Annotated in this window: 20 protein-coding genes; 9 read left to right on the forward strand and 11 right to left on the reverse strand. The window is 66.2% G+C overall.

The window, feature by feature from the left end; all coding sequences use genetic code 11:
* Nucleotides 1-87 precede the first annotated feature (87 nt).
* The gene (locus tag F6B93_RS05415; protein ID WP_211698177.1) at nucleotides 88-1,281 is read right to left on the reverse strand and encodes a CoA transferase; all 1,194 of its coding nucleotides are present in this window, start codon (nucleotides 1,279-1,281) and stop codon (nucleotides 88-90) included.
* Between the two features lie 21 nt (nucleotides 1,282-1,302).
* Complete coding sequence (locus F6B93_RS05420; RefSeq protein WP_211698178.1) at nucleotides 1,303-2,232, reverse strand: class I SAM-dependent methyltransferase; 930 nt, start codon at nucleotides 2,230-2,232, stop codon at nucleotides 1,303-1,305.
* 182 nt (nucleotides 2,233-2,414) lie between these two features.
* Between F6B93_RS05420 and F6B93_RS05425 the strand changes: the two genes are divergently transcribed.
* Nucleotides 2,415-3,074: a cation efflux transmembrane domain-containing protein gene (locus F6B93_RS05425; RefSeq protein ID WP_425518496.1), complete on the forward strand. Its 660-nt coding sequence runs from the start codon at nucleotides 2,415-2,417 to the stop codon at nucleotides 3,072-3,074.
* A 14-nt stretch (nucleotides 3,075-3,088) separates the two neighbouring features.
* Here the strand turns inward: F6B93_RS05425 and ctpC are convergent, their stop codons facing one another.
* The 4 genes from ctpC to F6B93_RS05445 form a co-directional block, all read right to left on the reverse strand.
* A complete protein-coding gene (gene ctpC, locus F6B93_RS05430; RefSeq protein WP_211698179.1) occupies nucleotides 3,089-5,287 on the reverse strand; it encodes a manganese-exporting P-type ATPase CtpC in 2,199 nt (732 codons plus the stop codon).
* Nucleotides 5,288-5,296: 9 nt separating this feature from the next.
* Nucleotides 5,297-5,578, reverse strand: coding sequence for a DUF1490 family protein (locus tag F6B93_RS05435; protein ID WP_211698180.1), 282 nt, complete (start codon nucleotides 5,576-5,578; stop codon nucleotides 5,297-5,299).
* Between the two features lie 125 nt (nucleotides 5,579-5,703).
* Nucleotides 5,704-6,447 carry a TIGR03089 family protein gene (locus tag F6B93_RS05440; RefSeq protein ID WP_211698181.1) on the reverse strand — a complete coding sequence of 248 codons (744 nt, stop codon included), beginning with the start codon at nucleotides 6,445-6,447 and terminating at the stop codon, nucleotides 5,704-5,706.
* Nucleotides 6,435-7,952, reverse strand: a complete 1,518-nt coding sequence (locus F6B93_RS05445) for an LCP family protein (protein ID WP_425518497.1) — start codon at nucleotides 7,950-7,952, stop codon at nucleotides 6,435-6,437. The genes F6B93_RS05440 and F6B93_RS05445 overlap by 13 nt, the downstream gene beginning before the upstream one ends.
* A gap of 63 nt (nucleotides 7,953-8,015) precedes the next feature.
* Here F6B93_RS05445 and rfbD point away from each other — a divergent pair, with 63 nt between their 5' ends.
* From rfbD to manB, 3 genes are read left to right on the forward strand one after another with little or no spacing between them, the layout of a single operon-like run.
* Nucleotides 8,016-8,930 (forward strand): dTDP-4-dehydrorhamnose reductase, encoded by a 915-nt coding sequence (gene rfbD, locus F6B93_RS05450; RefSeq protein ID WP_211698183.1) that lies wholly within the window; start codon nucleotides 8,016-8,018, stop codon nucleotides 8,928-8,930.
* The gene (locus F6B93_RS05455; RefSeq protein ID WP_211698184.1) at nucleotides 8,890-9,852 is read left to right on the forward strand and encodes a glycosyltransferase family 2 protein; all 963 of its coding nucleotides are present in this window, start codon (nucleotides 8,890-8,892) and stop codon (nucleotides 9,850-9,852) included. Before rfbD ends, F6B93_RS05455 begins: the two co-directional genes overlap by 41 nt.
* Before the next feature lies 1 nt (nucleotide 9,853).
* Nucleotides 9,854-10,945, forward strand: a complete 1,092-nt coding sequence (gene manB, locus F6B93_RS05460; protein WP_211698185.1) for a mannose-1-phosphate guanylyltransferase — start codon at nucleotides 9,854-9,856, stop codon at nucleotides 10,943-10,945.
* Nucleotides 10,946-10,994: 49 nt separating this feature from the next.
* Here the strand turns inward: manB and F6B93_RS05465 are convergent, their stop codons facing one another.
* From F6B93_RS05465 to cofD, 4 genes are read right to left on the reverse strand one after another with little or no spacing between them, the layout of a single operon-like run.
* Nucleotides 10,995-11,555 carry an NUDIX hydrolase gene (locus F6B93_RS05465; RefSeq protein ID WP_246541011.1) on the reverse strand — a complete coding sequence of 187 codons (561 nt, stop codon included), beginning with the start codon at nucleotides 11,553-11,555 and terminating at the stop codon, nucleotides 10,995-10,997.
* Nucleotides 11,552-13,165, reverse strand: coding sequence for an Eco57I restriction-modification methylase domain-containing protein (locus F6B93_RS05470; RefSeq protein ID WP_246541012.1), 1,614 nt, complete (start codon nucleotides 13,163-13,165; stop codon nucleotides 11,552-11,554). Before F6B93_RS05470 ends, F6B93_RS05465 begins: the two co-directional genes overlap by 4 nt.
* Nucleotides 13,166-13,169: 4 nt before the next feature.
* On the reverse strand, nucleotides 13,170-14,525 hold the full coding sequence (locus F6B93_RS05475; RefSeq protein ID WP_211698187.1) for a coenzyme F420-0:L-glutamate ligase: 1,356 nt from the start codon (nucleotides 14,523-14,525) through the stop codon (nucleotides 13,170-13,172).
* Complete coding sequence (cofD, locus tag F6B93_RS05480; RefSeq protein ID WP_211698188.1) at nucleotides 14,522-15,514, reverse strand: 2-phospho-L-lactate transferase; 993 nt, start codon at nucleotides 15,512-15,514, stop codon at nucleotides 14,522-14,524. Before cofD ends, F6B93_RS05475 begins: the two co-directional genes overlap by 4 nt.
* 5 nt (nucleotides 15,515-15,519) lie before the next feature.
* Here cofD and F6B93_RS05485 point away from each other — a divergent pair, with 5 nt between their 5' ends.
* Nucleotides 15,520-15,933 (forward strand): hypothetical protein, encoded by a 414-nt coding sequence (locus F6B93_RS05485; protein ID WP_211698189.1) that lies wholly within the window; start codon nucleotides 15,520-15,522, stop codon nucleotides 15,931-15,933.
* 390 nt (nucleotides 15,934-16,323) lie between these two features.
* Nucleotides 16,324-16,659, forward strand: coding sequence for a WhiB family transcriptional regulator (locus F6B93_RS05490; protein WP_343232734.1), 336 nt, complete (start codon nucleotides 16,324-16,326; stop codon nucleotides 16,657-16,659).
* 81 nt (nucleotides 16,660-16,740) lie between these two features.
* On the opposite strand, the gene F6B93_RS05495 is transcribed toward F6B93_RS05490, so the two are convergent.
* On the reverse strand, nucleotides 16,741-17,163 hold the full coding sequence (locus F6B93_RS05495; protein ID WP_211699292.1) for a metallopeptidase family protein: 423 nt from the start codon (nucleotides 17,161-17,163) through the stop codon (nucleotides 16,741-16,743).
* A 173-nt stretch (nucleotides 17,164-17,336) separates the two neighbouring features.
* Between F6B93_RS05495 and F6B93_RS05500 the strand changes: the two genes are divergently transcribed.
* The 3 genes from F6B93_RS05500 to F6B93_RS05510 all read left to right on the forward strand — a co-directional run bounded on the left by F6B93_RS05500 (nucleotide 17,337) and on the right by F6B93_RS05510 (nucleotide 20,501).
* Complete coding sequence (locus tag F6B93_RS05500) at nucleotides 17,337-17,855, forward strand: DUF3499 domain-containing protein (RefSeq protein ID WP_211698190.1); 519 nt, start codon at nucleotides 17,337-17,339, stop codon at nucleotides 17,853-17,855.
* A 124-nt stretch (nucleotides 17,856-17,979) separates the two neighbouring features.
* Nucleotides 17,980-19,386 carry a phosphomannomutase/phosphoglucomutase gene (locus tag F6B93_RS05505; RefSeq protein WP_211698191.1) on the forward strand — a complete coding sequence of 469 codons (1,407 nt, stop codon included), beginning with the start codon at nucleotides 17,980-17,982 and terminating at the stop codon, nucleotides 19,384-19,386.
* Nucleotides 19,383-20,501: a TobH protein gene (locus tag F6B93_RS05510; RefSeq protein ID WP_211698192.1), complete on the forward strand. Its 1,119-nt coding sequence runs from the start codon at nucleotides 19,383-19,385 to the stop codon at nucleotides 20,499-20,501. The genes F6B93_RS05505 and F6B93_RS05510 overlap by 4 nt, the downstream gene beginning before the upstream one ends.
* Nucleotides 20,502-20,517 lie beyond the last annotated feature (16 nt).

The raw sequence follows: 20,517 nt of genomic DNA on the forward strand, positions 1-20,517 counted from the left end.
CTGGCCATTGCCTTAGGCCGACCTCGAATGGATCCACCGACAATTCTAAAGAACGCCGTGCGGTGAACAGCGCAACGACGGACTAATTCAGTACCCCTTCAGAAAAACGTCGTTGTGTTGGCCCGCGACCGGTGGGGGATCGGTGGCCGCCGGGGTGAAGCTTGAGTAGCGCGCCGGCGTGCGGATCACGGTGACGGCCCCAACCTCCGGGTCACCGCTGCCGACGTCAAGGGCGAGGTCGTTCTCGGCGAACAGCGGGGTGTCGACGACCTGCTTCCAGGTGTAGGCGAGGCAGGCCATGAGCCCGTTGTCCTGAAGCAGCTCGACCCATTCGGCGGCGGTCTTGGCGCTCAGCGCCGTTTCGAGTTCGTCGGTCAGCTCGGGGTAGTTGATCGCCCGCAAGCGCTGGTCGGTGAATCGCTCGTCGTCCAGCAGCTCGGGCCGGCCGATGAGGTGGCACAGTTTCTCCCAGTGCTTTGGCACATATGCGCTAATGACGATGTAGCCGTCGGCGGTGCGGAATGCGTCCGATGGCTGGGTGGCGAATCCAACTCCCTTGCGCCGCCTGGTCTTCGGTGTGGGTTCGGGTTTCGATTGGTCACCAGCCGTGCGGTTCAAATGCATAGTCAGCTGGTTGGCTTGCAGCCCTACCGCCACGTCGTACATGGCGACCCGGACCGTGTCGGCTACCCCGTGGCGTTCGCGGTTGAGCAGCGCGGCCAGCACGGCTTGTGCCAGCACGTGACCGCTGGCGTTGTCGACGAGTTGGAATGGAATGATCTGCGGTTTGCCGTCCGGCGTGGCCATCCCGGTAGTCATGCCCGCCTCTGCGGCGACCATCAGGTCGATCCCCGGGCGGCTGCCATTGGGGCCATTGCCCCCGTACGCCGTCAGGCGGGCATAGATCAGCTTGGCGTTGCGCGATCGTAGGTCGTCGGGACCCAGACCCAGCCTTTCCATGGTGCCGGGTCGAAACGCCTCGAGGACGACGTCTGCGGTGTCTGCCAGCCGCAGGATCTGTTGCCGGGCCTCGTTGGTGGTCAGGTCCACCGACACCGATTTCTTGCCGCGGTTGTTGGGCAGAAAATAGGTGGCTAGCGGCGGCCGGCCGGGAAGCACCGCGGTGATCTGCCGGGCCGCCTCACCGCCGGGCGCTTCGATCTTGATGACCTCGGCACCGAGGTCGGCGAGCACCTGTCCGGCCAGCGGTCCGGCGACGTTCTGCGTGAAGTCGAGCACCCGGAACCCGTCGAGCGGTTTGGCGGGATTGTCGTTTGGCATCGGCGCCCCTTCCGAGTGTCCCTAGCGTGCGGGCGTCTTGCTCCGCAGGACGGCTGTGCAGTAGTAGGCCTCGGCGAAAGCGGACGCTGCGGCGCTGCCCGGGGATGGCGTCGGTAATCCGTTGTGAGCCAACAATTGTTCTAATGGCGTGCTCTGGGTGTACCAGCCATTGGCTTCCAGGTACGCGGCGACGTCGCTGCGCTCACCCGGGTATCCCAAGTCGTCGAGTTCGACGTCGAGGCCATGCTCGTACCATTTCTTGTTTGCATTTTCCATGACCTGGATGGTTTCTGGGGAGAACCTGAAGACCTCGGCGAGCAGGCGGCTGCCTTCGACGCTGAGCGCGGTGATCTCGTCTACCAAACGGTCCTGAGCTTCTGGCGGCAGAAACGCGAGCAGTCCCTCAGCACTCCACGCGGTCGGCCGTTCAGGCTTGAAGCCGGCCTGTCGCAGCGCGGCCGGCCAGTCGTGCCGCAGGTCGCTCCGTACGCCGCGCAGGTCGGCGGTGGGCTCGGCGTCCAGGGCGGCCAGGGTAGCCGCTTTGAAGTCGATGATTGCTGGTTGGTCGATCTCGAAAACCGCTGTTCCCGGCGGCCAGGGCAGCCGATAGCCGCGGGCGTCGAGTCCGGAGGCAAGGATGACGGCCTGTCGGATGCCCGCGTTCGACGCTTCGGTGAAGAAGCTATCGATGTGGCGGGTGCGCGCGGTCAGAAGGTCGGTGATGGGCTGCACGCCCCAGGGGGAGTCGGGGATGTCGACATCGGCGGGGTCGAGTTCGCTGCTGGCCCATCGGTTGAAAAAGTCGACGCCGACCGCACGCACCAGCGGCTCGGCGAATGGGTCGTCGATCAGTGCGGCCTTCGTGGCACGGGCGCGGGCCGCCGCCACTATCGTCGCGGTGGCTCCCACACTGGAGGCCAGATCCCAGCTGTCGTTGTCGCTGCGCGCCATCGGGTGGTCCTTGTCTGTCAGGCGACCTACTGGTTAGCCAGATTAACCATAGAGCCTGACAGTATTGCCAGCTTTCGGCGCCGCATTGGCCGACGGCGTGGGCCACACTGTCGAACTGCCGAAACCGATATGCACGGCATTTGCGGCATTCACCGCCACCATCGTCCTCTACCATCGTCGGGGTGGAGATGGTGACCGGCCACCACGATGGCCATCCGCATGCGATGGTTACGGCCGACGCCGAGTGGCGGCAGAACGTCCAGTGGGCGCGCCTGCTGGCGTGGGCCAGCCTCATCGTGTTGCTCACCGAAGGTGCCGTCGGGGTGTGGGAGGGCCTGGCGGTCGGATCCATTGCGTTGACCGGGTGGGCACTGGGAGGTGGATCCGAGGGCCTGGCCAGCGCGATGGTGCTGTGGCGCTTCACCGGCGACCGCACGCTGTCGCAGACCGCCGAGCGGTTCGCGCAGCGCGGAGTTGCCGTGTCGTTTTGGCTGATTGCACCGTATGTCGCCATCGAATCGATCGGTGGCCTCCTTGGCCGCCACCATGCTGAGACCTCGGTGATCGGCATTGGGTTGACGGCCGTCGCCCTGCTGCTGATGCCGGTTCTTGGTTGGGCCAACCGCAGGGTGGGGGCGCGGCTGAAGTCGGGAGCCACCCGCGGCGAAGGCACCCAGAACTATCTGTGCGCTGCCCAAGCCGCGGGGGTTCTGCTGGGGCTGGCAATCACTGCGGCCTGGCCCGGTGGGTGGTGGCTTGATCCGGTCGTCGGGCTTGCCATCGCTGGCATTGCGGTCTGGCAAGGCATCCGGGTCTGGAACGGCCACAACTGCGGCTGCTAGGCCGTCATACCGGCTCAGGTGAGGCGGTATCGGATCAACCGAGAGCTGTTGGCCACCACCGCGACTGACGATGCGTTGTGCAAGATCGCGGCCAGCACCGGTGACAACGCACCGCCGGCTCCGATAAGCAGGCCGGAGGCGTTCACCGCGATGGCCATACCGTAGTTCTGCCGGATCACATCTACTGCCCGGGCACCCAGGTCACGCACGTCGATCAGGCGGTTCAGATCATCGTTAGCCAGCGCTACGTCCGCGGTTTCGACGGCGACATCAGTTCCGGCCAGGCCCATCGCGATCCCGATATCGGCGGCCGCGAGCGCCGGGGCGTCGTTGACGCCGTCGCCAACCATTCCAACGATGTAGCCCTCGTCCTGGAGCTCGCGCACCACCTCGAGCTTGTCCTCCGGCATCACTTCGGCGCGCCATTCGTCGATCCCCAGCTCACCAGCGACGACCTTGGCGATATCTGGGTGATCCCCGGTGAGCATGACGACACGGCGGATGCCGCTGGTGCGCAACTTGGTCAGCACCTCGGCTGCCTCGGGCCGTACTTCGTCGCGAAGGCTGATGAGCCCTACCAGCGTGCCGTCGACGGCAAGCAGCAGCGGTGTCTCCGCCTGGCGACGAAGTTTGTCGACCCAATTGGATGCCTCCTCGGACACCTTCACGTTCTCGGCGCCCAGCAGCGACGGGCTGCCCAGCAGCAGGGTCCGGCCGTCCGCCCAGGTTCGCATGCCGAGGCCGACCAACACCTCGCACTCTTCGTGCGGCGGAATGCTGATTCGGCGTTCCTCGGTCGAACGGATGACGGCTTCGGCCAACGGGTGGCGCGAGTGGATCTCCGAGCTCGCGGCGTACGCCAGAACCTGCTCGGGCTCCCAATCTTCGTGCATAGCAACGATATTGGTAACTATCGGGCGACCCATCGTCAGCGTTCCGGTCTTGTCGAACACGATCGCGTCCACGCGTCCGGCCTGTTCGAGATGGGATCCACCCTTGATCAGAATGCCGCGGCGCGCACCGTTGCCAATCGCGGCGCTGATCGCGGTCGGTGTGGACAGGCCCACCGCACACGGGCATGCGATCAAGAGCATGGTCATTGCGCGGCGTACGTCGCCGGTGATCAGCAACGTGATGGCCGACAGGATGAACGAGGTGGGAACGAAGCGCCGGGAGAAGTTCTCCCCGACAGTCTGGATGGGTGCCCGGTCGAGCTGAGCTTCCTCGACGCGCGAGATGATGCGTCCGATGGTGGTTTGACTGCCGACGGCGTGGGCGCGCACCACCAAGCGTCCGCGCTCCACGACTGAACCGGCGTGCACGCGCGTCCCGGCAACGACGCTGACCGGAAGGTTCTCCCCGGTGATGGCCGACTGATTGACGACGGCCTCGCCTTCGACGACCTCCCCGTCGACCGGTATCGCGACGTGATCGTGGACCACCACCTCGTCACCGATCTGCACGGTGTCCATCGGCACCTGCACCTCGGTGCCGGCGTCGGGGCCTTCGGTGAGGCGCACCCAGGCCGTGTCTTGGTTGCCGCGCAGCAGCTCGGAGATCGCCCGGCGGGTCCGGCGCAGGGTCAGATCCTGCAGATACTCACCGATATTGAGCAGCCACAGTACGGTGAGCGAGACGACGTTCTCGCGCAGGATGAGGCTGGCCAGGGTCGCGGCCGAGACCAAGGCGTCGGTCCCGGCCTTCCCGGAGCGCAGCGATCCTAGAGCGCCCCGCAGGAACGGGTAGCCGGTAAAGATGGTGACGCCGGTGGCCACCAGGCTGCTGGTGGGTCCAAGTAGCGGCGGCCGCTTGAACACATACCGGCGCACACCGAGCAGGGCCAGCGCGACGCCGCCGACGACCATCCGGAGCACGTCGGTGTTGCGGATCTCAGACGAATGCGGCTGCCGTGCCGGGATCAGCTCCGCGGGCACGGCTGCCGCATCGCGGATGGCCGCCAGAACCGAGGAGCGCTCGCAGCGTTGCGGCGAGTACCACACAACGACAGATCCGGTACGCGGGTAGGCATGGACCACCCGCACCCCGTGCTGCTTGGCAACCGCCTCTTCGACCGCCACCGCCCGACGGGGATTGCTGCGGACCCAGGCGACGTGGACTCGCATCCGTCCGGCCGCGTCTGACACGACTTCGAGAGCGGGATCCGCCGCGGTGTCGTCCGATTCGGCCAGGTCTGGTCCGTGCGCGAGAGCCATGTCGGCGGATCAGTGGTCGTGGTCGTGGGTGTCGCCGATCGCCGGTGTCGGCACTTCCTCGCCAATGCGCTCGCGGGCTTCTGCCATCACGTCGGCAAGCTTCAGCCTGGCCGATTCCGCGGCTTCCTCGGCCTTGCGGGTTCCGCGCAGGCCCAGCTCCGCTGCCGATACCGCGGATTCCCGAAGCGGTGCTTTGGCCGCGGCTTTGCGCACAAGGTCATAGGTGGCCGCCCCGACCACCCCGTGGACTACCAAGGTGGCCGTCTTTGCCAATAGTCCGTATGCCGCCATTGCCTGAACCTTCCTTCCGACCTGTCCGTCAAACCAGCGTTGGCACGACGTTAACATCTAAATATCGCGATATCAACATGTATTGTCCACTGTGTGGTGCACGGCGGTTAGCGCGACTGGCCCCCTCAGAGGACGCGGGTGACCTTCTCGGTGTCGATTCTGCGTTGCAGCACGTCGGGATCGGGAGCGGAATCTGGATTGGCCACCTGTACCAAGGACGCGCCCACGGCCAAGATCGCCAGCAGGCCATCCACCACCTCACTAGGTCCGGCCCACGACTCGCTGGAAAGCACCCGATCCGCTGATGTCAAACCCCTTACCGCCGCCGAGCTCGCACAGTCGGCCAGGACTTGTTGAACTGATCGGCCGGCCAGCGCCGGACCGGGGTGCTTCTCCGAGATTATCTGATCGCCATGCGCCCGCACCGCGGTCGCGTAGTCGGTGACGCCTACCGGCAGCCCCGGTGCCGGCCGGCCGAACGGATCCAGCGATAGCACCGCGACCTCGCCGGCCCCGACGATCCGGTCGGCCTGGTCCAGGCGTTCGCTCGTGCACAGCGCAATGTCGGCTTCGACATCAGCCGGCATATCGCCGAGCACCACTTCGGCGCCGATCCACCACACCCCGAATAACGCCGCCGCGGTCTGCCAATGGGCCGGCAGGAGGATCGCGACTCGGCTTGTCGGACTGGCGGCGAGTTCGTCGCGCAAGAGGTTGCCGGTCTTGGCTGCCCAGTTGGCCAGTGTCGCCGCCGATAGTTCGATGCGTTCGCCGATGGCATCGTCGTAGTACGTGATGCGGGGACCGACGGGGTCGGCCCGCAGCATCGGGTCCAGGATTGCCGCACTCAGGGTAGTCAGTTGACACACTCGGGCTTGTCGGATCCAGCGGTGAGGATCTGCGACGGCAGCGGCTCGCTGTCACCGGACTCGAAGTCGGACGCGCTGGTGAGCGTCATCGATCCGCCATCGAGCCCCGAGCCCGGACCGCTGTAGTCGTCGGCCAGCACCACCTCGACCGAACCTGGTTGCACGGACGTATCGGCGACGACCGGCAGCCCTCCCAGTTCCCTGGAGACCTCCTGTGCGCCCAGGTCGTCGATCGTGGCGGCCCGCACCTGGCTGCTCTCCACCGGGCCGTCGTCGTAGTTGGCAACAGATCCGGTGGTGAATCCTTTGGTTGTCAACACGTCCGACACCGCGGCCGCCAGTCCGTTGATGTCGGTGCCGTTGGCCACATTGGCTGTGGTCTTCGCGGGCGTGTATGCCAACTGCTCGGTCTTGCCCTCGTCCTGATCATGCAGCAGGCTCGCGACCCAGTCCTGCACCTGTTGCGGATTTACCCGCACGACACTTTGCATACCGTCGTCGCTCCAGCCGGCTCCGTCGAGCACCGGAATGGTGGCGAACGCGACATTGCCGCCGGTCAGTTCTTGCAGCTCCTGAATGAAGTCCATGATGTCCCAGCCCGATGACAGCACCACCGAGCGCTGGACGGCCTGCTCCAGCCGCCTCAGTGTGGCCGGGCTGGACAGCGTCCGCCCGGAGATGACCCGGTGGGCCAACGAGGCCATCACTGCCTGTTGCCGCACCACGCGGTCCAGGTCGCCGCGTGGCAATTCGTGACGCTGGCGGACGAAGCTGAGCGCCTGCGGACCGTTGAGAACTTGCCGGCCTGCCGGGAAGTCGGCACCAGAGAGCGGTTCGTAGACGGGTTCTTGCAGACAGACGTCGACCCCGCCGAGCGCGTCGGTGATCAACGCGAAGCCAAGCAGCCCGATCTCGGCGTAGTGGTCGACGGTGACGCCGGTCAGGTCGGAGACCGTCTTGATGAGCGCTTCCCGCCCGGCTTCGGTGCCGCGAGCGGCGGCGTCGGCCGCCGAACCGCCGGCTTCGACGAGCCCGGCGCGTATTTCCTCCCTGGTTTGGCCATAGACGCCGTTGATCTTCGTCTTCCCCAGACCGGGAGCCTGGACGTAGGAGTCGCGGGGAATGGAGATCGCCGTCGCGGACTTTCCGTTGTTGGGCAACCGGATCAAGATGATCGTGTCGGTGTTGGTCGCTTCCTCGTCGCCGGCGCGCAACGTCGCGAGCTCCTCGGGGGACAGTGGGTTGCCGTGTGCATCAGTGCGGCTGTCCAGGCCCACCAGCAATATGTCGATTGCGCCGTCATCGCCGCCATGGCCCAGCGAGGGGGCCGACATATGGAAAATGCCGTCCTCGAAGGACCGGACGGTGCTCCAGGCCAACCCCGTGCCGCAGATGATCGCAAAAGCGAGCGCCCCGGAAAGGGCACGAATCGGACTAAAGCCACGAAGCCCGCTAAAAGGACGAATCGCGCGAACACCACGAACCACATGTTGCTCAAGCATCACATTAGGTTACTTGCGACACAGTCGCTTGCCGGGTAGCCAGCCCCGGCGTGCCAGACTCGAACCATGTCGGGCAGGTCGGGCAGGATTGTCATCTCCGGTGCGGGCGGCCAGCTTGGCAGTTTTGTGGCGGCGCGAGCCACGGCTGCGGGCCGCGAGTTTGCGGCGCTGACCTCGGCGCAATGGAACATCACCGACCCGCCGGCAGCCGATCGGATCGTTGCTAGCGGCGATCTGGTTGTGAATTGTGCCGCCTACACGAACGTTGACGGAGCCGAAAGCGATGAGTCGGCCGCATATGCGGTCAATGCCAGCGGGCCGGAAAACATCGCGCGCGCGTGCGCGCGGGTCGGCGCGCAATTGATCCACGTGTCCACTGATTTTGTCTTTAGTGGCGATTTCGGGGGAGCCGCGCCTCGCCTCTACGAGCCTGATGATGAAACCCAACCGCAGGGGGTGTATGCGCGCAGCAAGCTCGCCGGCGAGGTGGCCGCGCTGGCGGCGTTGCCGAACACGGTCGTGGTGCGGACCGCGTGGGTCTACACCGGCGGGACCGGCAACGATTTCGTCGCTGTCATGCGCAGGCTTGCCGCCGGGGACGGTCCGGTGGACGTGGTCGACGACCAGGTCGGCTCGCCCACCTACGTTGGCGATTTGGCTGCTGCGTTGTTGGAGCTGGCAGACGCTGATGTGCGGGGGTGTGTGCTGCATGCCGCCAACGAAGGTGCCGTCTCCCGGTTCGGGCTGGCGCGTGCGGTGTTCGAAGAATGTGGAGCAGACCCCCAGCGGGTGCGGCCGGTCAGCAGTGCACATTTTCCGCGGCCCGCGCCACGACCGTCCTACTCCGCGCTGTCGGGCCGACGGTGGGCTGAGTTGGGCCTGACGCCGTTACGTCCCTGGCGCAGTGCACTTGTCGCCGCGTTGGCAGCGGGATCGCGCGATGCTCACGCCGATCGACCGCTACCCTCGACGCGTGACTGACGTTCTGCCCGTCGTGGCGGTGACCTACTCGCCCGGCTCGCATTTGGAGCGTTTCCTGGCTTCGCTGTCGCTGGCCACGGAGCGACCCGTGAGCGTGGTGCTGGCTGACAATGGGTCCACCGACGGAACGCCAGAGGACGCAGTGCAGCGCTATCCGAATGTGCGGGTGTTCGCCACCGGGGCCAACCTCGGGTATGGAACCGCGGTCAATCGTGCGTTCGCCCAGCTCTCGGCGACGCGCGCCGCGGACGGTGGCGCGGACCGTCAACCCCGCGTCGACGATTGGGTGATCGTCGCCAACCCGGACGTGCAATGGGGTCCGGGCAGCATCGACGCCCTGCTGGACGCCGCGGCTCGGTGGCCTCGTGCAGGGGCGCTGGGCCCGCTCATTCGAGATCCCGACGGGTCGGTGTACCCGTCGGCACGCCACCTGCCCAGCCTGATCCGCGGCGGCATGCATGCCGTGTTTGGGCCGTTCTGGCCTGGGAATCCGTGGACGACGGCCTACCGTCAAGAGCGGCTGGAGCCCACGGAGCGACCGGTGGGCTGGTTATCCGGGTCGTGTCTCTTGGTGCGCCGGTCGGCCTTTCGTGAAGTTGGCGGATTCGACGAGCGCTACTTCCTCTATATGGAGGACGTCGACCTCGGTGACCGGCTCGGCAAGGCTGGCTGGTTGAGCGTCTACGTACCGTCGGCCGAAGTCCTCCACCACAAGGGACACTCGACCGGGCGTGATCCGGCCAGTCACCTCGCGGCTCATCACGAGAGCACCTACATATTCCTGGCAGATCGCCATTCTGGCTGGTGGCGCGCCCCATTGCGCTGGACGTTGCGGGGATCGTTGGCAGTGCGTTCGCGTCTGATGGTGCGCAGTTCTCGGCGCGGTTCTCGACGAAAGAATCTGGCAGAAGGGCGGCACTGAGGTGGCTAACCCGCACGTAGGCCCTCAAGTCGACGCGGTGATCCTCGTGGGAGGGAAGGGCACTCGCCTGCGGCCGCTGACGCTGTCAGCGCCCAAACCCATGCTGCCGACTGCCGGACTGCCCTTTCTGACCCACCTGCTGTCTCGGATCGCCGCGGCGGGCATCGAGCACGTCGTTTTGGGCACCTCGTACCAGGCGGCGTTGTTCGAAGCCGAGTTCGGGGACGGGTCCAAGTTGGGCCTGCAAATCGATTATGTGACCGAGGAGAGCGCCCTGGGTACCGGTGGCGCGATCGCCAATGTCTCCGCCCAGCTTCGACACGACACGGTGATGGTGTTCAACGGCGATGTGCTCTCCGGCGCGGATTTGGGCCAACTACTGGACTTCCACCAGAGGAACTCCGCTGACGTCACTCTGCATTTGGTGCGGGTTGGCGATCCGCGGGCCTTCGGGTGTGTGCCCACCGACGCCGAGGATCGCGTCGTCGGTTTTCTGGAAAAAACGCAGGACCCGCCGACCGACCAGATCAACGCCGGCTGCTATGTGTTCGAACGCGGGATCATCGACAGGATTCCCCAGGGTCGTGAGGTCTCGGTTGAGCGTGAAGTGTTTCCGGCTCTGCTCTCCGACTCCGACGTGGAGGTCTACGGATACGTCGACGCTACCTACTGGCGCGACATGGGTACGCCAGAGGACTTCGTTCGGGGCTCGGCCGATCTGGTGCGTGGAATCGCCCCGTCGCCGGCGCTCCATGGGCACCGTGGTGAGCAGCTCGTGCACGACGGCGCGGCAGTGTCTCCGGGCGCGGTACTGATCGGTGGCACGGTCGTCGGCCGGGGTGCCGAGATTGGTCCGGGTGTCCGGTTGGACGGTGCGGTCATCTTCGATGGTGTCAAGGTTGAGGCAGGTAGCGTGATCGAACGCTCGATAGTCGGCTTCGGTGCCCGGATCGGTCCGCGGGCGCTGATCCGTGACGGTGTGATCGGCGATGGTGCCGACATTGGCGCGCGGTGCGAGTTGCTGCGTGGCGCTCGGGTGTGGCCCGGCGTCTATCTTCCTGACGGCGGCATCCGCTACTCCAGCGACGTGTGACTCCGCCTCGAATGTGACTCTGGCGTCGCGCCCGATGTCGACTGTCGCACTAGCGCCACGCTCGGCGTGTGGCCGCGGCGACCAGGTACGCCAGCGCGGTGTCGGTTCCGGCCGGGAGGGCATCCACTGGCCACCACTGCAAGTCGTGCGATTCGTCGCTGATCGCGATCTGCGCCCCGGCGGGAGCGCGCGCCATGAATTGCAGGTCGAGATGACGGGTCGGGATGCCCAGCGAGCAGGTGACCGGGTGAACGTGCACAGCTAACAGGTCGGGCGCCAGCTGCAGACCAGCGGTGCCGGATTCCTCGGTAGCCTCACGCAGGGCGGCTGCCGCAATATCGTCGTCGTCTTCTTCGCAGTGCCCTCCCAGCTGTACCCAGCGCCCTAGGCGCGGATGAAGGGTGAGCAGCGCCCGGTCGCCGCTGGCGTCGAGCACCAGCGCGGAGGCGGTGACGTGGCCCGACACGCACTCGCGAACGCACGCATCGGTCCGCCCGTGGACGAAAGCCAGGATGGCGTGCCGCAACGAATCCTGGGCCGGATTGGGAGCCTGCCAGGCGGTCAGGGTCGCGATCACCGACTGGCGAAGATTTGTCGGCTGGGTACTCATCGCGACCCTCGCTTGGTCCTGCGATCCCGCAGCGCGACCCATGCCGCGCGGCAACCCGCGACGACGTCGGGCGGCAGGCCCAGCCCGTCGATGAGGACATATCGATCGACGACGTCAAGTGCCTTGTCGACGTCGTTGGCCTTCAAGAGCCGGTCGACGTCGTGGGCGAGGTCGGCGCTGGCGTATGCCGGTGGGGGAATCGGTAGGTGATCGGCTTCGCTGGGTTCCAGCTCCAAGATGCCGCCGCCGTAGCTGCGGCCCATGATCTCGGCGAACGCGAAGGTTGCGCTGTTGTGGAAGACCGCGGCAAGCGCCCCGGGGTCAATATCGGCGGTAAGCCGGACCCGGTGCACCGTGTCGGTGCTCGTTGCGGCGGCGGCGTTGACAGTCAGGCGCGGGGCCCGGTGGATCTGGCGCAACATGAACAGGTCGGGCATCCAGAGTGACGGCGTGGTCCACCACGGCTTGCGCAGCGAGCACTTGTAGCCCGTGTGCACACCGGCGGACTCGCCGGCACGCAGGTGAGCGACCAGTGCGTCATCGAGCGGGTCCACGGGGGCATCGAGCAGCCAGGTCCGGTGGTTGGCGGCGATATCGCTTGCCCGGCAGTCCATGTCGTAGACGAGACCGGACAGTTGGCAGCTGCGCGAGACCAGCGGGACACAGTGCGCGGTCAGTTCGAGTTCCTGGGCTCGGGCGTCGGTGAAGGTGAAGAAGCTGTTGCGACCGGTCACGATGCCGACGTCGACGTCGGCGATGCGGCCAAGCCGAATGAGGTTGTCCGATCGCTCTAACCAGCGCAGCAGCTGGATCTGCGCCGGAGTCAGGAAGTACTTGGTCCACTTCTCTCTTTCGACCACGACGGCGGGCTCGGGATGGCCATGCTCGATGTCGAGATCAAGGCAGGACAGACCGTCGGCGTCGCGGAGCGCGACGGTGCGTACCCGGGCAGGGCCTTGCCCAGGGCCACCCACAACGCCGCAGAACAACACGACCTCTTGCAGGATGCCGTCGAACACTAGGTGTTCGAAGGTCACCAGCGTGATCTCCGAGAATCGGCTCAGGAGAAAGGCGCGCAACTCTGCGGCGTAGGTGACTTGGAGCAACTCGGCGGGAAGCACCAGGCCGACGCGTCCGCCCACGCGCACCAGGATGGTGCTCGCTACCACGAATGGGACCCAGGCGTTGGTCAATCTGGTGGCCCGCAGGCCCACGCGCTTCATCAGTGCCAAGGCGGGCTCGCGCTCTTCGGCGGCCCAGTTCCCGAAGCGGATGTACGGAGGGTTCCCGGCAACCCCATCCCAGCTGTCAGCATCGGATTCGGTCAGCCAGGTGAACAGGTTGTCGGTGTCGACGGGTGCGAACTCCCGCGACTTCGCGGCCTCCTGTGCGACCAGTTCCACGCCGTGCGCCTGGGTCGTTAATGCGGCGAGCTCGCGCAGGATCCGACCGTCGCCGCAGGCGGGCTCGAGGATCTTTTGCCCCGCCCGACCAACCCAGCTTGCGAGAAATCGAGCAACTGGTGCGGGCGTGTAATAGCCGCCGCGAAGCTTGTCGTCCGACGCAGCGGCCTTGCCTGCGAACGTCGCTATCGGATCAACCATCTGCATGGGTTCACTTGCGGATCAGCAAGTCGGCGACGGGCACCGGTTCTCGCAGGCCGGCCGGCGTTTCGGGGTAGCCGATCGCGATGGCACCCAGCGGATCCCACGTGGGCGGCAGGCCCAGCTCTTCGCGGGCGAGGTCGGCAGCGAAGATTGTCGAGCCGATCCAGCAACTGCCTAGCCCGCGGACGGCGAGCGCGACCAGCAGGGCTTGTACCGCCGCGCCGACCGCGACGGTGAACATGGTGTGTTCGGCGTCGGTGCGGGCGGCATCCGGGTAGCTGTGTGCGCCGTCGGGCACCAACATCGGGATGACGACTTCGGGGGCATCGTAGAGGATCTGGCCGCGCGCGACCCGTCGTTCGATCGCGTCGGCGGGCCGGCCGTCACCGGCGAGGTCGGAGCGCCACTTGGCTTTCATCCGGTCCAGTAGCCGCGTCCTGGTGGCGTGAGTCTGTAGCCACACGAACCGAACCGGCCGAGTGTGGTGGGGAGCGGGCGCGGTGAGCGCCTCGGCCACGGCGGCTTCGATGAGGTCCGCGGGCACCTGCTGGTCGCTGTAGTGGCGTACCGACCGGCGCGCCAGCTGGGCCTGTTGCCGACCCAGCTCGAGGGCTTCTGCGGTGCCGAGCCAGAAAAGATCCTCATCGCCGGGGCGCACCAGGTGCCGGGCTGTTGAGCCGTCTTCGGCCGCTACGTTGGCCGAGAGCCCGCGTACGACGGCGACCGGCAGGTTGGTCAGTTTTCCCTTGACCAGATCGGCGGCTGCCGCGATCTCGTCGGCGATGGCGATCTCGGTGACGACCAACTCATTGCCGTACTGGTCGACAGCGCCCGAGTAGTTGTGCAGCACCGCGATACCGGCCGCGCCGACGGCTGCGTCGGTCTGGCCGTTGCGCCAGGCGCGGCCCATGGTGTCGGTGATGATGACTCCAACGGTGACCCCGAGCCGTTCGCGCAGCCCGGTGCGTAGGGCACTGGCGCTGGCGTCGGGATCGACCGGCAGCAGCGCGAGTTCTGTCCGGCCGACGTTGGATCCGTCCACCCCGGCGGCCGCCTGAACCAACCCGAGGCGGCTTTCGGTGATCAGGGTCCGACCTTTGCGCGCAAGCACGCGGACCGCCTCATCGTCGACCAGCTTGCGGCGCAACTGGTCCCTTTCCTCCGCCTCCTCGGGCGCGGCGACCAGGCGACCCTCGCACTTGGAGACCACCTTGCTGGTTACTACCACGACGTCGCCGTGGCGCAGCCACGGCGCGGCTGCGGCGACCGCGGCGCACAGATCATCGCCGGGACGGAATTCGGGAAGGCCGTCAACGGGCAAGATCTCAATCTTCGAGGCGGTGCCATGCTCGGGGCCGGTCACGCGGCAACGCCCGCAAGCGCAAGCCCGGCGGTCACCATCTGTGCCGTTGCTTCCGGATCGGTCATCAATAGTGGGATCGACCGCACAACGACGTCGTCGATCTCAGCGTGGTCGCCATCGTGTACCAGCCAACAGTCGAGTATTCCGGTGGAGCGCCGGGCACCGTAGTGTCGGCCAACGGCCTCTGCGGTGGATTCCACGCCGACCACGGTAAGGCATGCATCGGCCATGCCGCGCAACGGCTTTCCGCCGATGATTGGTGAGTAACCCACGATCGGGGCTTTGCTGGCCCGCAGCGCGCCGCGAATACCGGGTATGGCGAGGATGGCGCCGATGCTGACCACAGGGTTGGACGGCGCCAGCAAGATGACGTCGGCCCCGGCGATGGCTGCGACTACTTCCGTTGCTGCACTGGCCTTTTCAGACCCGACGAAAGCGAAGCTGTGTGTTGGCACTTGGGCGCGGTAGCGAACCCACCACTCCTGGAAATGGATCGCTCGCTGGCTATCGTCGGCGGGATCGGTAATGACTACGTGAGTCTCGCAGCGGTCGTCACTGCTGGGCAGCAACCGCGCGCCCGGTTGCCAGCGATCGCACAGCGCCGTCGTGATCTGTGACAATGGGTAGCCCGCGCGCAGCATCTGGGTGCGCACCAAATGGGTGGCCAGATCTCGGTCACCGAGTTCGAACCAGTCGGGAGTTGCGCCGTAGCGCAACAGTTCCTCTTTGGCGTGCCAGGTTTCGTCGCGATGTCCCCAGCCGCGTTGCGGGTCGACGCCACCGCCGAGGGTGTACATGCAGGTGTCCAGATCCGGACAGACACGTAGTCCGTGGATCCAGGCGTCGTCGCCGATGTTGACGACCGCGGTCAGTTCGTGGTCGGACTCCCGACGTTGTAGTGTTGCGAACTGGCCTAGCCCGAGCAGATGCTGCACCCCCAGCAGGAAGCGGGCACCGCCGACCCCACCGACCAACACGGTGATCTTCACAGCGCTTGACAGTACTGCCCGACGACGATGCGCGCCGGTACGGCGGGTTGAGGAGGAGGGCGATTGGGTTCGTGCCCGACGACGATGCGCGCCGGTACGGCGGGTTGAGGAGGAGGGCGATTGGGTTCGTGCCCGACGACGATGCGCGCCGGTACGGCGGGTTGAGGAGGAGGGCGATTGGGTTCGTGCCCGACGACGATGCGCGCCGGTACGGCGGGTTGAGGAGGAGGGCGATTGGGTTCGTGCCCGACGACGATGCGCGCCGGTACGGCGGGTTGAGGAGGAGGGCGATTGAGTTCGTGCCCGACGACGATGCGCGCGGGGGGAGCGGGGCGGCGGTCGGGGGCCCTCGCGTGCGGTGGTTCGACCGGCCGGGGTCCCTGGCGGCCGACGACGCATCGATACCGGGGCCGGAATAACGAGAGTCGGGGCGATTTCGGCCCCCGCGCGACAACGACGGAGGAACGAGTTAATGTCAGTGACTGAAGTGGCCAATGTGGCGAATACTGCGGGTATTTGGCGCAAAGATGTGAGTAGTTGCACTCGACACGCCGCGGGCCACGCGTGACAGAACCGCAGAAATTTGATCACGAGATGGTACGGAAATGCGCCAAGACGCTTGACCCGACCGGCCAACCCGTGTCTAATCACATCAGTGTCATTCCCGGTTGGCCGGCCGGTTTCGGTGTCGCAGACCGAGATTCGATCACTTGTTCGAGTTGGCGGTACATCATAAAAGCGGGAAGCATTCACTCTCTAGGAGAAAGTGAGGAGGCGGAGGCATGCCCTACGAGCACCTTCGGGGCGTAATGGGAAGCACACCGCACATCACGACCGGCTGGGCGCAGGAGGAAATTGCCCGACCACATTTAAGTTTGGTTCCCGAGGCGCCTGGCGCATTCGAGCCCGAACCTGAGCCGGCGACCCCTGATCAATGGCAGGACCGCGCACTATGCGCGCAAACAGATCCGGAAGCGTTTTTTCCGGAAAAGGGTGGCTCCACCCGTGAGGCCAAGAAGATTTGCATGGGGTGCGAGGTCCGTCACGAGTGCCTCGAGTATGCCCTGGCTCATGACGAGCGCTTCGGCATCTGGGGTGGGCTCTCCGAGCGCGAGCGCCGTCGCCTCAAACGCGGCATTATCTGATCGCGGTCTAGATCCAACCGCGGTCCGGGCGGTCCGATCGCGGGGCTCTCAGCCGGATCCAACGCGCGCCAGCCGAGGCGTTCAGTCGTCGTCGATCGTCGGGTCGATTGCCGAGGGCTCGATGTCCAGATAGCTGGCCACCTGGGCCACCAGGATTTCGTGCAACAGCTCGCCGAGCTCCGCGGTATCTTTTGCCCGCCGCTCAATTGGCTTGCGGAACAACATGATTCGTGCTCGCGTGGCGTTGCCGCGAACGTCCACCCCGGCCGGGATGAGCCGGGCCAGCGGGATCGGGCCGTCGGCGATGACTTCCGGCGGCCACTGCACACTGTGCGGGTCCTTGGCTGCGATCCGCGGGATCTCATCGACTGCGACGTCGAGGTCCGACAGCCGCGTTTGCCATCGCCGCTCGATGGGTTCGTAGGCCTCCAACACAGCCATGTCGAACCGCTCGGCCCGGCTTCGCCACCCCGGGACCGTCGGGGGAAGCAGCGGACCCCGAATATCACGGCTTCGCCGCGTGGCTCGCCGCGGCGCCGACGCACCCCTGGACCGACCGCTTCGCGGCGAGCCGTGGGAATCGCTCACGCGCCGATGGTAACGGTTGAACATCGCGCCGCGAGCGGATGCGCGTGTCCGGCGCTTCCGCGGCGTTTCGTCACGATAGCCTTTCGGTCGTGAACGTACCCCGTCGCTGTTGCCGGCCCGGGTGTCCGCACCATGCAGTGGCCACCTTGACGTTCGTCTACTCGGACTCGACAGCGGTGATCGGCCCGCTTGCGACCGCGCGGGAACCCCATTCGTGGGATCTGTGTGTCGGCCATGCCGGCCGAATTACCGCACCACGTGGGTGGGAACTCGTGCGTCATGCCGGGCCCCTGCCCACCCACCCGGATGAGGACGATTTGGTGGCGCTCGCAGACGCCGTGCGTGAGGGCAGTTCGACCGGTATGGGGTTGTCGTACGCGGCAGGGACCGGCGCGTCACTGGACGAGGTGCCCCGACACCCAGGTGGTGATATGTCCACGCGTGCCGGCGGCGGCACCTCCCCCTGGGGACATGGCTCTACCGACACCCGGTTTCAGCCTGCGGGGGCACAAGCCACCGCGACGACCGGCGGCGTGCTCGCGCCATCCGAGCATCGATCGGGACGCCGGCGCGGACATCTTCGGGTTCTGCCCGACCCGGCGGACTAGGGCTAGACCACACTGGCGAAGGCGGATCAAGACCGTTCGATACCGATTCGGTCGGCACCTTTGGCAGGCCGATAGGCTGGCGGCCAAGAGTCGAACGTTCCCAGGTCGTCAGGAGCCCACGCGCATGTCTTGGCCCGCCGCGGCTGTCAATCGTGTCATCAAAGCGTACGACGTGCGCGGGTTGGTCGGCGACGAGCTCGACGAGTCGCTGGCAACCGACCTCGGCGCCGCATTTGCGAGGTTGATGCGAGGTGAGAACGCCCGACAGGTGGTGATCGGCCACGACATGCGGGACAGTTCGCCGTCGCTCGCGTCCGCTTTCGCAACCGGGGTCACCAGCCAGGGCCTCGACGTCGTGCGAATCGGTTTGGCATCAACCGATCAGCTCTACTTCGCCTCCGGGTTCTTGGATTGCCCCGGTGCGATGTTTACTGCCAGCCACAACCCGGCGGCATACAACGGCATCAAGCTCTGCCGGGCCGCCGCCAAACCTGTCGGTGCCGATACCGGATTGGCCGCGATCCGCGACAACCTGGTCGACGGGATCGGACACGATGACCGGCCGCCCGGTGGGCCAGGGAGCATCGCCGACGAGGACTTGCTGGTTCGCTACGGGGAGTTCCTGCGATCGCTGGTCGACACCGCCGGGTTACGTCCCTTGCGGGTCGCGGTCGATGCCGGCAACGGCATGGCCGGCCACACAGCACCGGCCGTTCTCGGTGTGATCGATTCGATCACGTTGTTGCCCTTGTACTTCGAGCTGGACGGATCGTTTCCCAATCATGAGGCCAACCCCCTGGATCCGACGAACCTGGTAGATCTGCAGGCTTACGTGCGCGACACCGGCGCCGATATCGGGCTGGCCTTCGACGGTGACGCCGATCGCTGCTTTGTGGTCGACGAACGAGGAGAGCCGGTCTCGCCGTCCACGGTGACCAGCTTGGTGGCGTTGCGCGAGCTCAACCGCGAGACCGGGGCAACCGTGATTCACAACGTGATCACGTCACGAGCAGTGCCCGAGTTGGTTCTCGAGCGCGGCGGCACGCCGCTGCGCTCACGGGTCGGGCACTCCTATATCAAGGCGCTCATGGCGGACACCGGCGCGATTTTCGGTGGTGAACATTCCGCGCACTACTATTTTCGCGACTTCTGGGGCGCTGATTCCGGAATGCTGGCCGCTCTGTACGTGCTGGCCGCTCTCGGCGAGCAAGATAGACCGTTGTCCGAGTTGACCGCCGACTACCAACGCTACGAGTCCTCCGGCGAGATCAACTTCACCGTTTCCGACGCGTCGGGTTGTATGGAGGCCGTGCTGAAGTCGTTCGGCAGCCGCATCCAGTCGCTCGATCATCTGGACGGGGTGACCGTGGATCTGGGTGAGGGCAGCTGGTTCAACCTGCGTAGCTCTAACACCGAACCGTTGCTACGACTCAATGTCGAGGGACGCAGTGCCGGGGACGTCGACGCGGTCGTCGACAAAGTCAGCGCTGCAATCGCGGCCCACAAGGTGCGCGACGGGGCGGGACTGTGAACGCCATTCGGGCGATCGATCTCGAAGACGCCGATGGCCTGATGGCTGCCGACCGGGATGGCTTGTTGCGCACCGCGTCGACGGCCGGCGCGCAGGTGCGGGCAATCGTGGCTGCCATGGACGAAGGTGAGCTGGCCTCGCTGCGCGGCGCGGACCGACCGCGCACGCTGATCTGGGTGGCCGGCCGCGGTACTGCCGAGACTGCCGGCGCGATCCTGGCCGCGACGTTGGGTGCTAACGCCGCCGAGCCGATTGTGGTCGTCACCGAGGCGCCGCCGTGGGTCGGGCCACTTGATGTGCTGGTCGTCGCCGGCGACGATCCTGGCGATCCGGTGTTGGTCGGCGCCGCAGCGACCGGGGTACGTCGGGGAGCACGGGTCGTCGTGGTGGCCCCATACGAGGGTCCGCTGCGGGACGCCACAGCCGGCCGTGTCGCGGTTCTGGCGCCACGGTTGCCAATCCCCGATGAGTTCGGTCTGTGCCGCTACTTGGCCGCGGGCTTGGCCGCACTGCACATTGTGGACTCCAAGCTGCCGATCGATCTTGGGCTGATGGCAGACGAACTGGATGCTGAGGTGCTCCGCAACAGTGCCGGCCGCGAGCTGTTCACCAATCCGGCCAAGACTGTCGCTGCTCGCATGTCCAATCGAGGAATCGCACTGGCAGGCGACAACGCCGCCACTTTGGCGCTGGCTCGCCATGGCAGTTCGATATTGCTGCGGATCGCGCAGCAGGTGGCGGCGGCCACTGGACTGGCGGATGCGGTCGTGGGGCTCCGCACCGCACGAGCCAACGGCCGACGAAACTCGCCTGACTCCTTGTTCCATGACGAGGACATCGACGGGCCGCTCCCCGACCGCCTTCGCGTGCTGGCGTTGGCCCTGGCCGGGGAGCGGACGGTGGTGAGTGCGCGGGTTGCTGGGCTTGACGACGTTGATGTGATCGTGGCCCAGGACGTGCCCGAAATCCCTGATGCACCTGGCGGCACCGTTGGGCCTGGCGGTGCACTCGTGCCAGCAGGCCCGACTGTCTCGGAACGCGCTGAACAGCAACTGGCAGTATTGGCGGTCCGGCTAGAGATGGCCGCGGTTTACTTGCGACTGGTGCAAGGATAGTGCGGGGATAGATAGA

It is taken from the genome of Mycobacterium spongiae (genome assembly GCF_018278905.1).
Taxonomy (GTDB): Bacteria; Actinomycetota; Actinomycetes; order Mycobacteriales; family Mycobacteriaceae; genus Mycobacterium; species Mycobacterium spongiae.

What these genes read in the sequence shown, in the direction of transcription:
- F6B93_RS05415 (WP_211698177.1), bottom strand. Translation starts at nt 1,281, where the DNA reads ATGCCAAACGACAATCCCGCCAAACCGCTCGACGGGTTCCGGGTGCTC.
- F6B93_RS05420 (WP_211698178.1), bottom strand. Translation starts at nt 2,232, where the DNA reads ATGGCGCGCAGCGACAACGACAGCTGGGATCTGGCCTCCAGTGTGGGA.
- ctpC (WP_211698179.1), bottom strand. Translation starts at nt 5,287, where the DNA reads ATGGCTCTCGCGCACGGACCAGACCTGGCCGAATCGGACGACACCGCG.
- F6B93_RS05435 (WP_211698180.1), bottom strand. Translation starts at nt 5,578, where the DNA reads ATGGCGGCATACGGACTATTGGCAAAGACGGCCACCTTGGTAGTCCAC.
- rfbD (WP_211698183.1), top strand. Translation starts at nt 8,016, where the DNA reads ATGTCGGGCAGGTCGGGCAGGATTGTCATCTCCGGTGCGGGCGGCCAG.
- F6B93_RS05455 (WP_211698184.1), top strand. Translation starts at nt 8,890, where the DNA reads ATGCTCACGCCGATCGACCGCTACCCTCGACGCGTGACTGACGTTCTG.
- F6B93_RS05465 (WP_246541011.1), bottom strand. Translation starts at nt 11,555, where the DNA reads ATGAGTACCCAGCCGACAAATCTTCGCCAGTCGGTGATCGCGACCCTG.
- F6B93_RS05470 (WP_246541012.1), bottom strand. Translation starts at nt 13,165, where the DNA reads ATGCAGATGGTTGATCCGATAGCGACGTTCGCAGGCAAGGCCGCTGCG.
- F6B93_RS05490 (WP_343232734.1), top strand. Translation starts at nt 16,324, where the DNA reads ATGGGAAGCACACCGCACATCACGACCGGCTGGGCGCAGGAGGAAATT.
- F6B93_RS05505 (WP_211698191.1), top strand. Translation starts at nt 17,980, where the DNA reads ATGTCTTGGCCCGCCGCGGCTGTCAATCGTGTCATCAAAGCGTACGAC.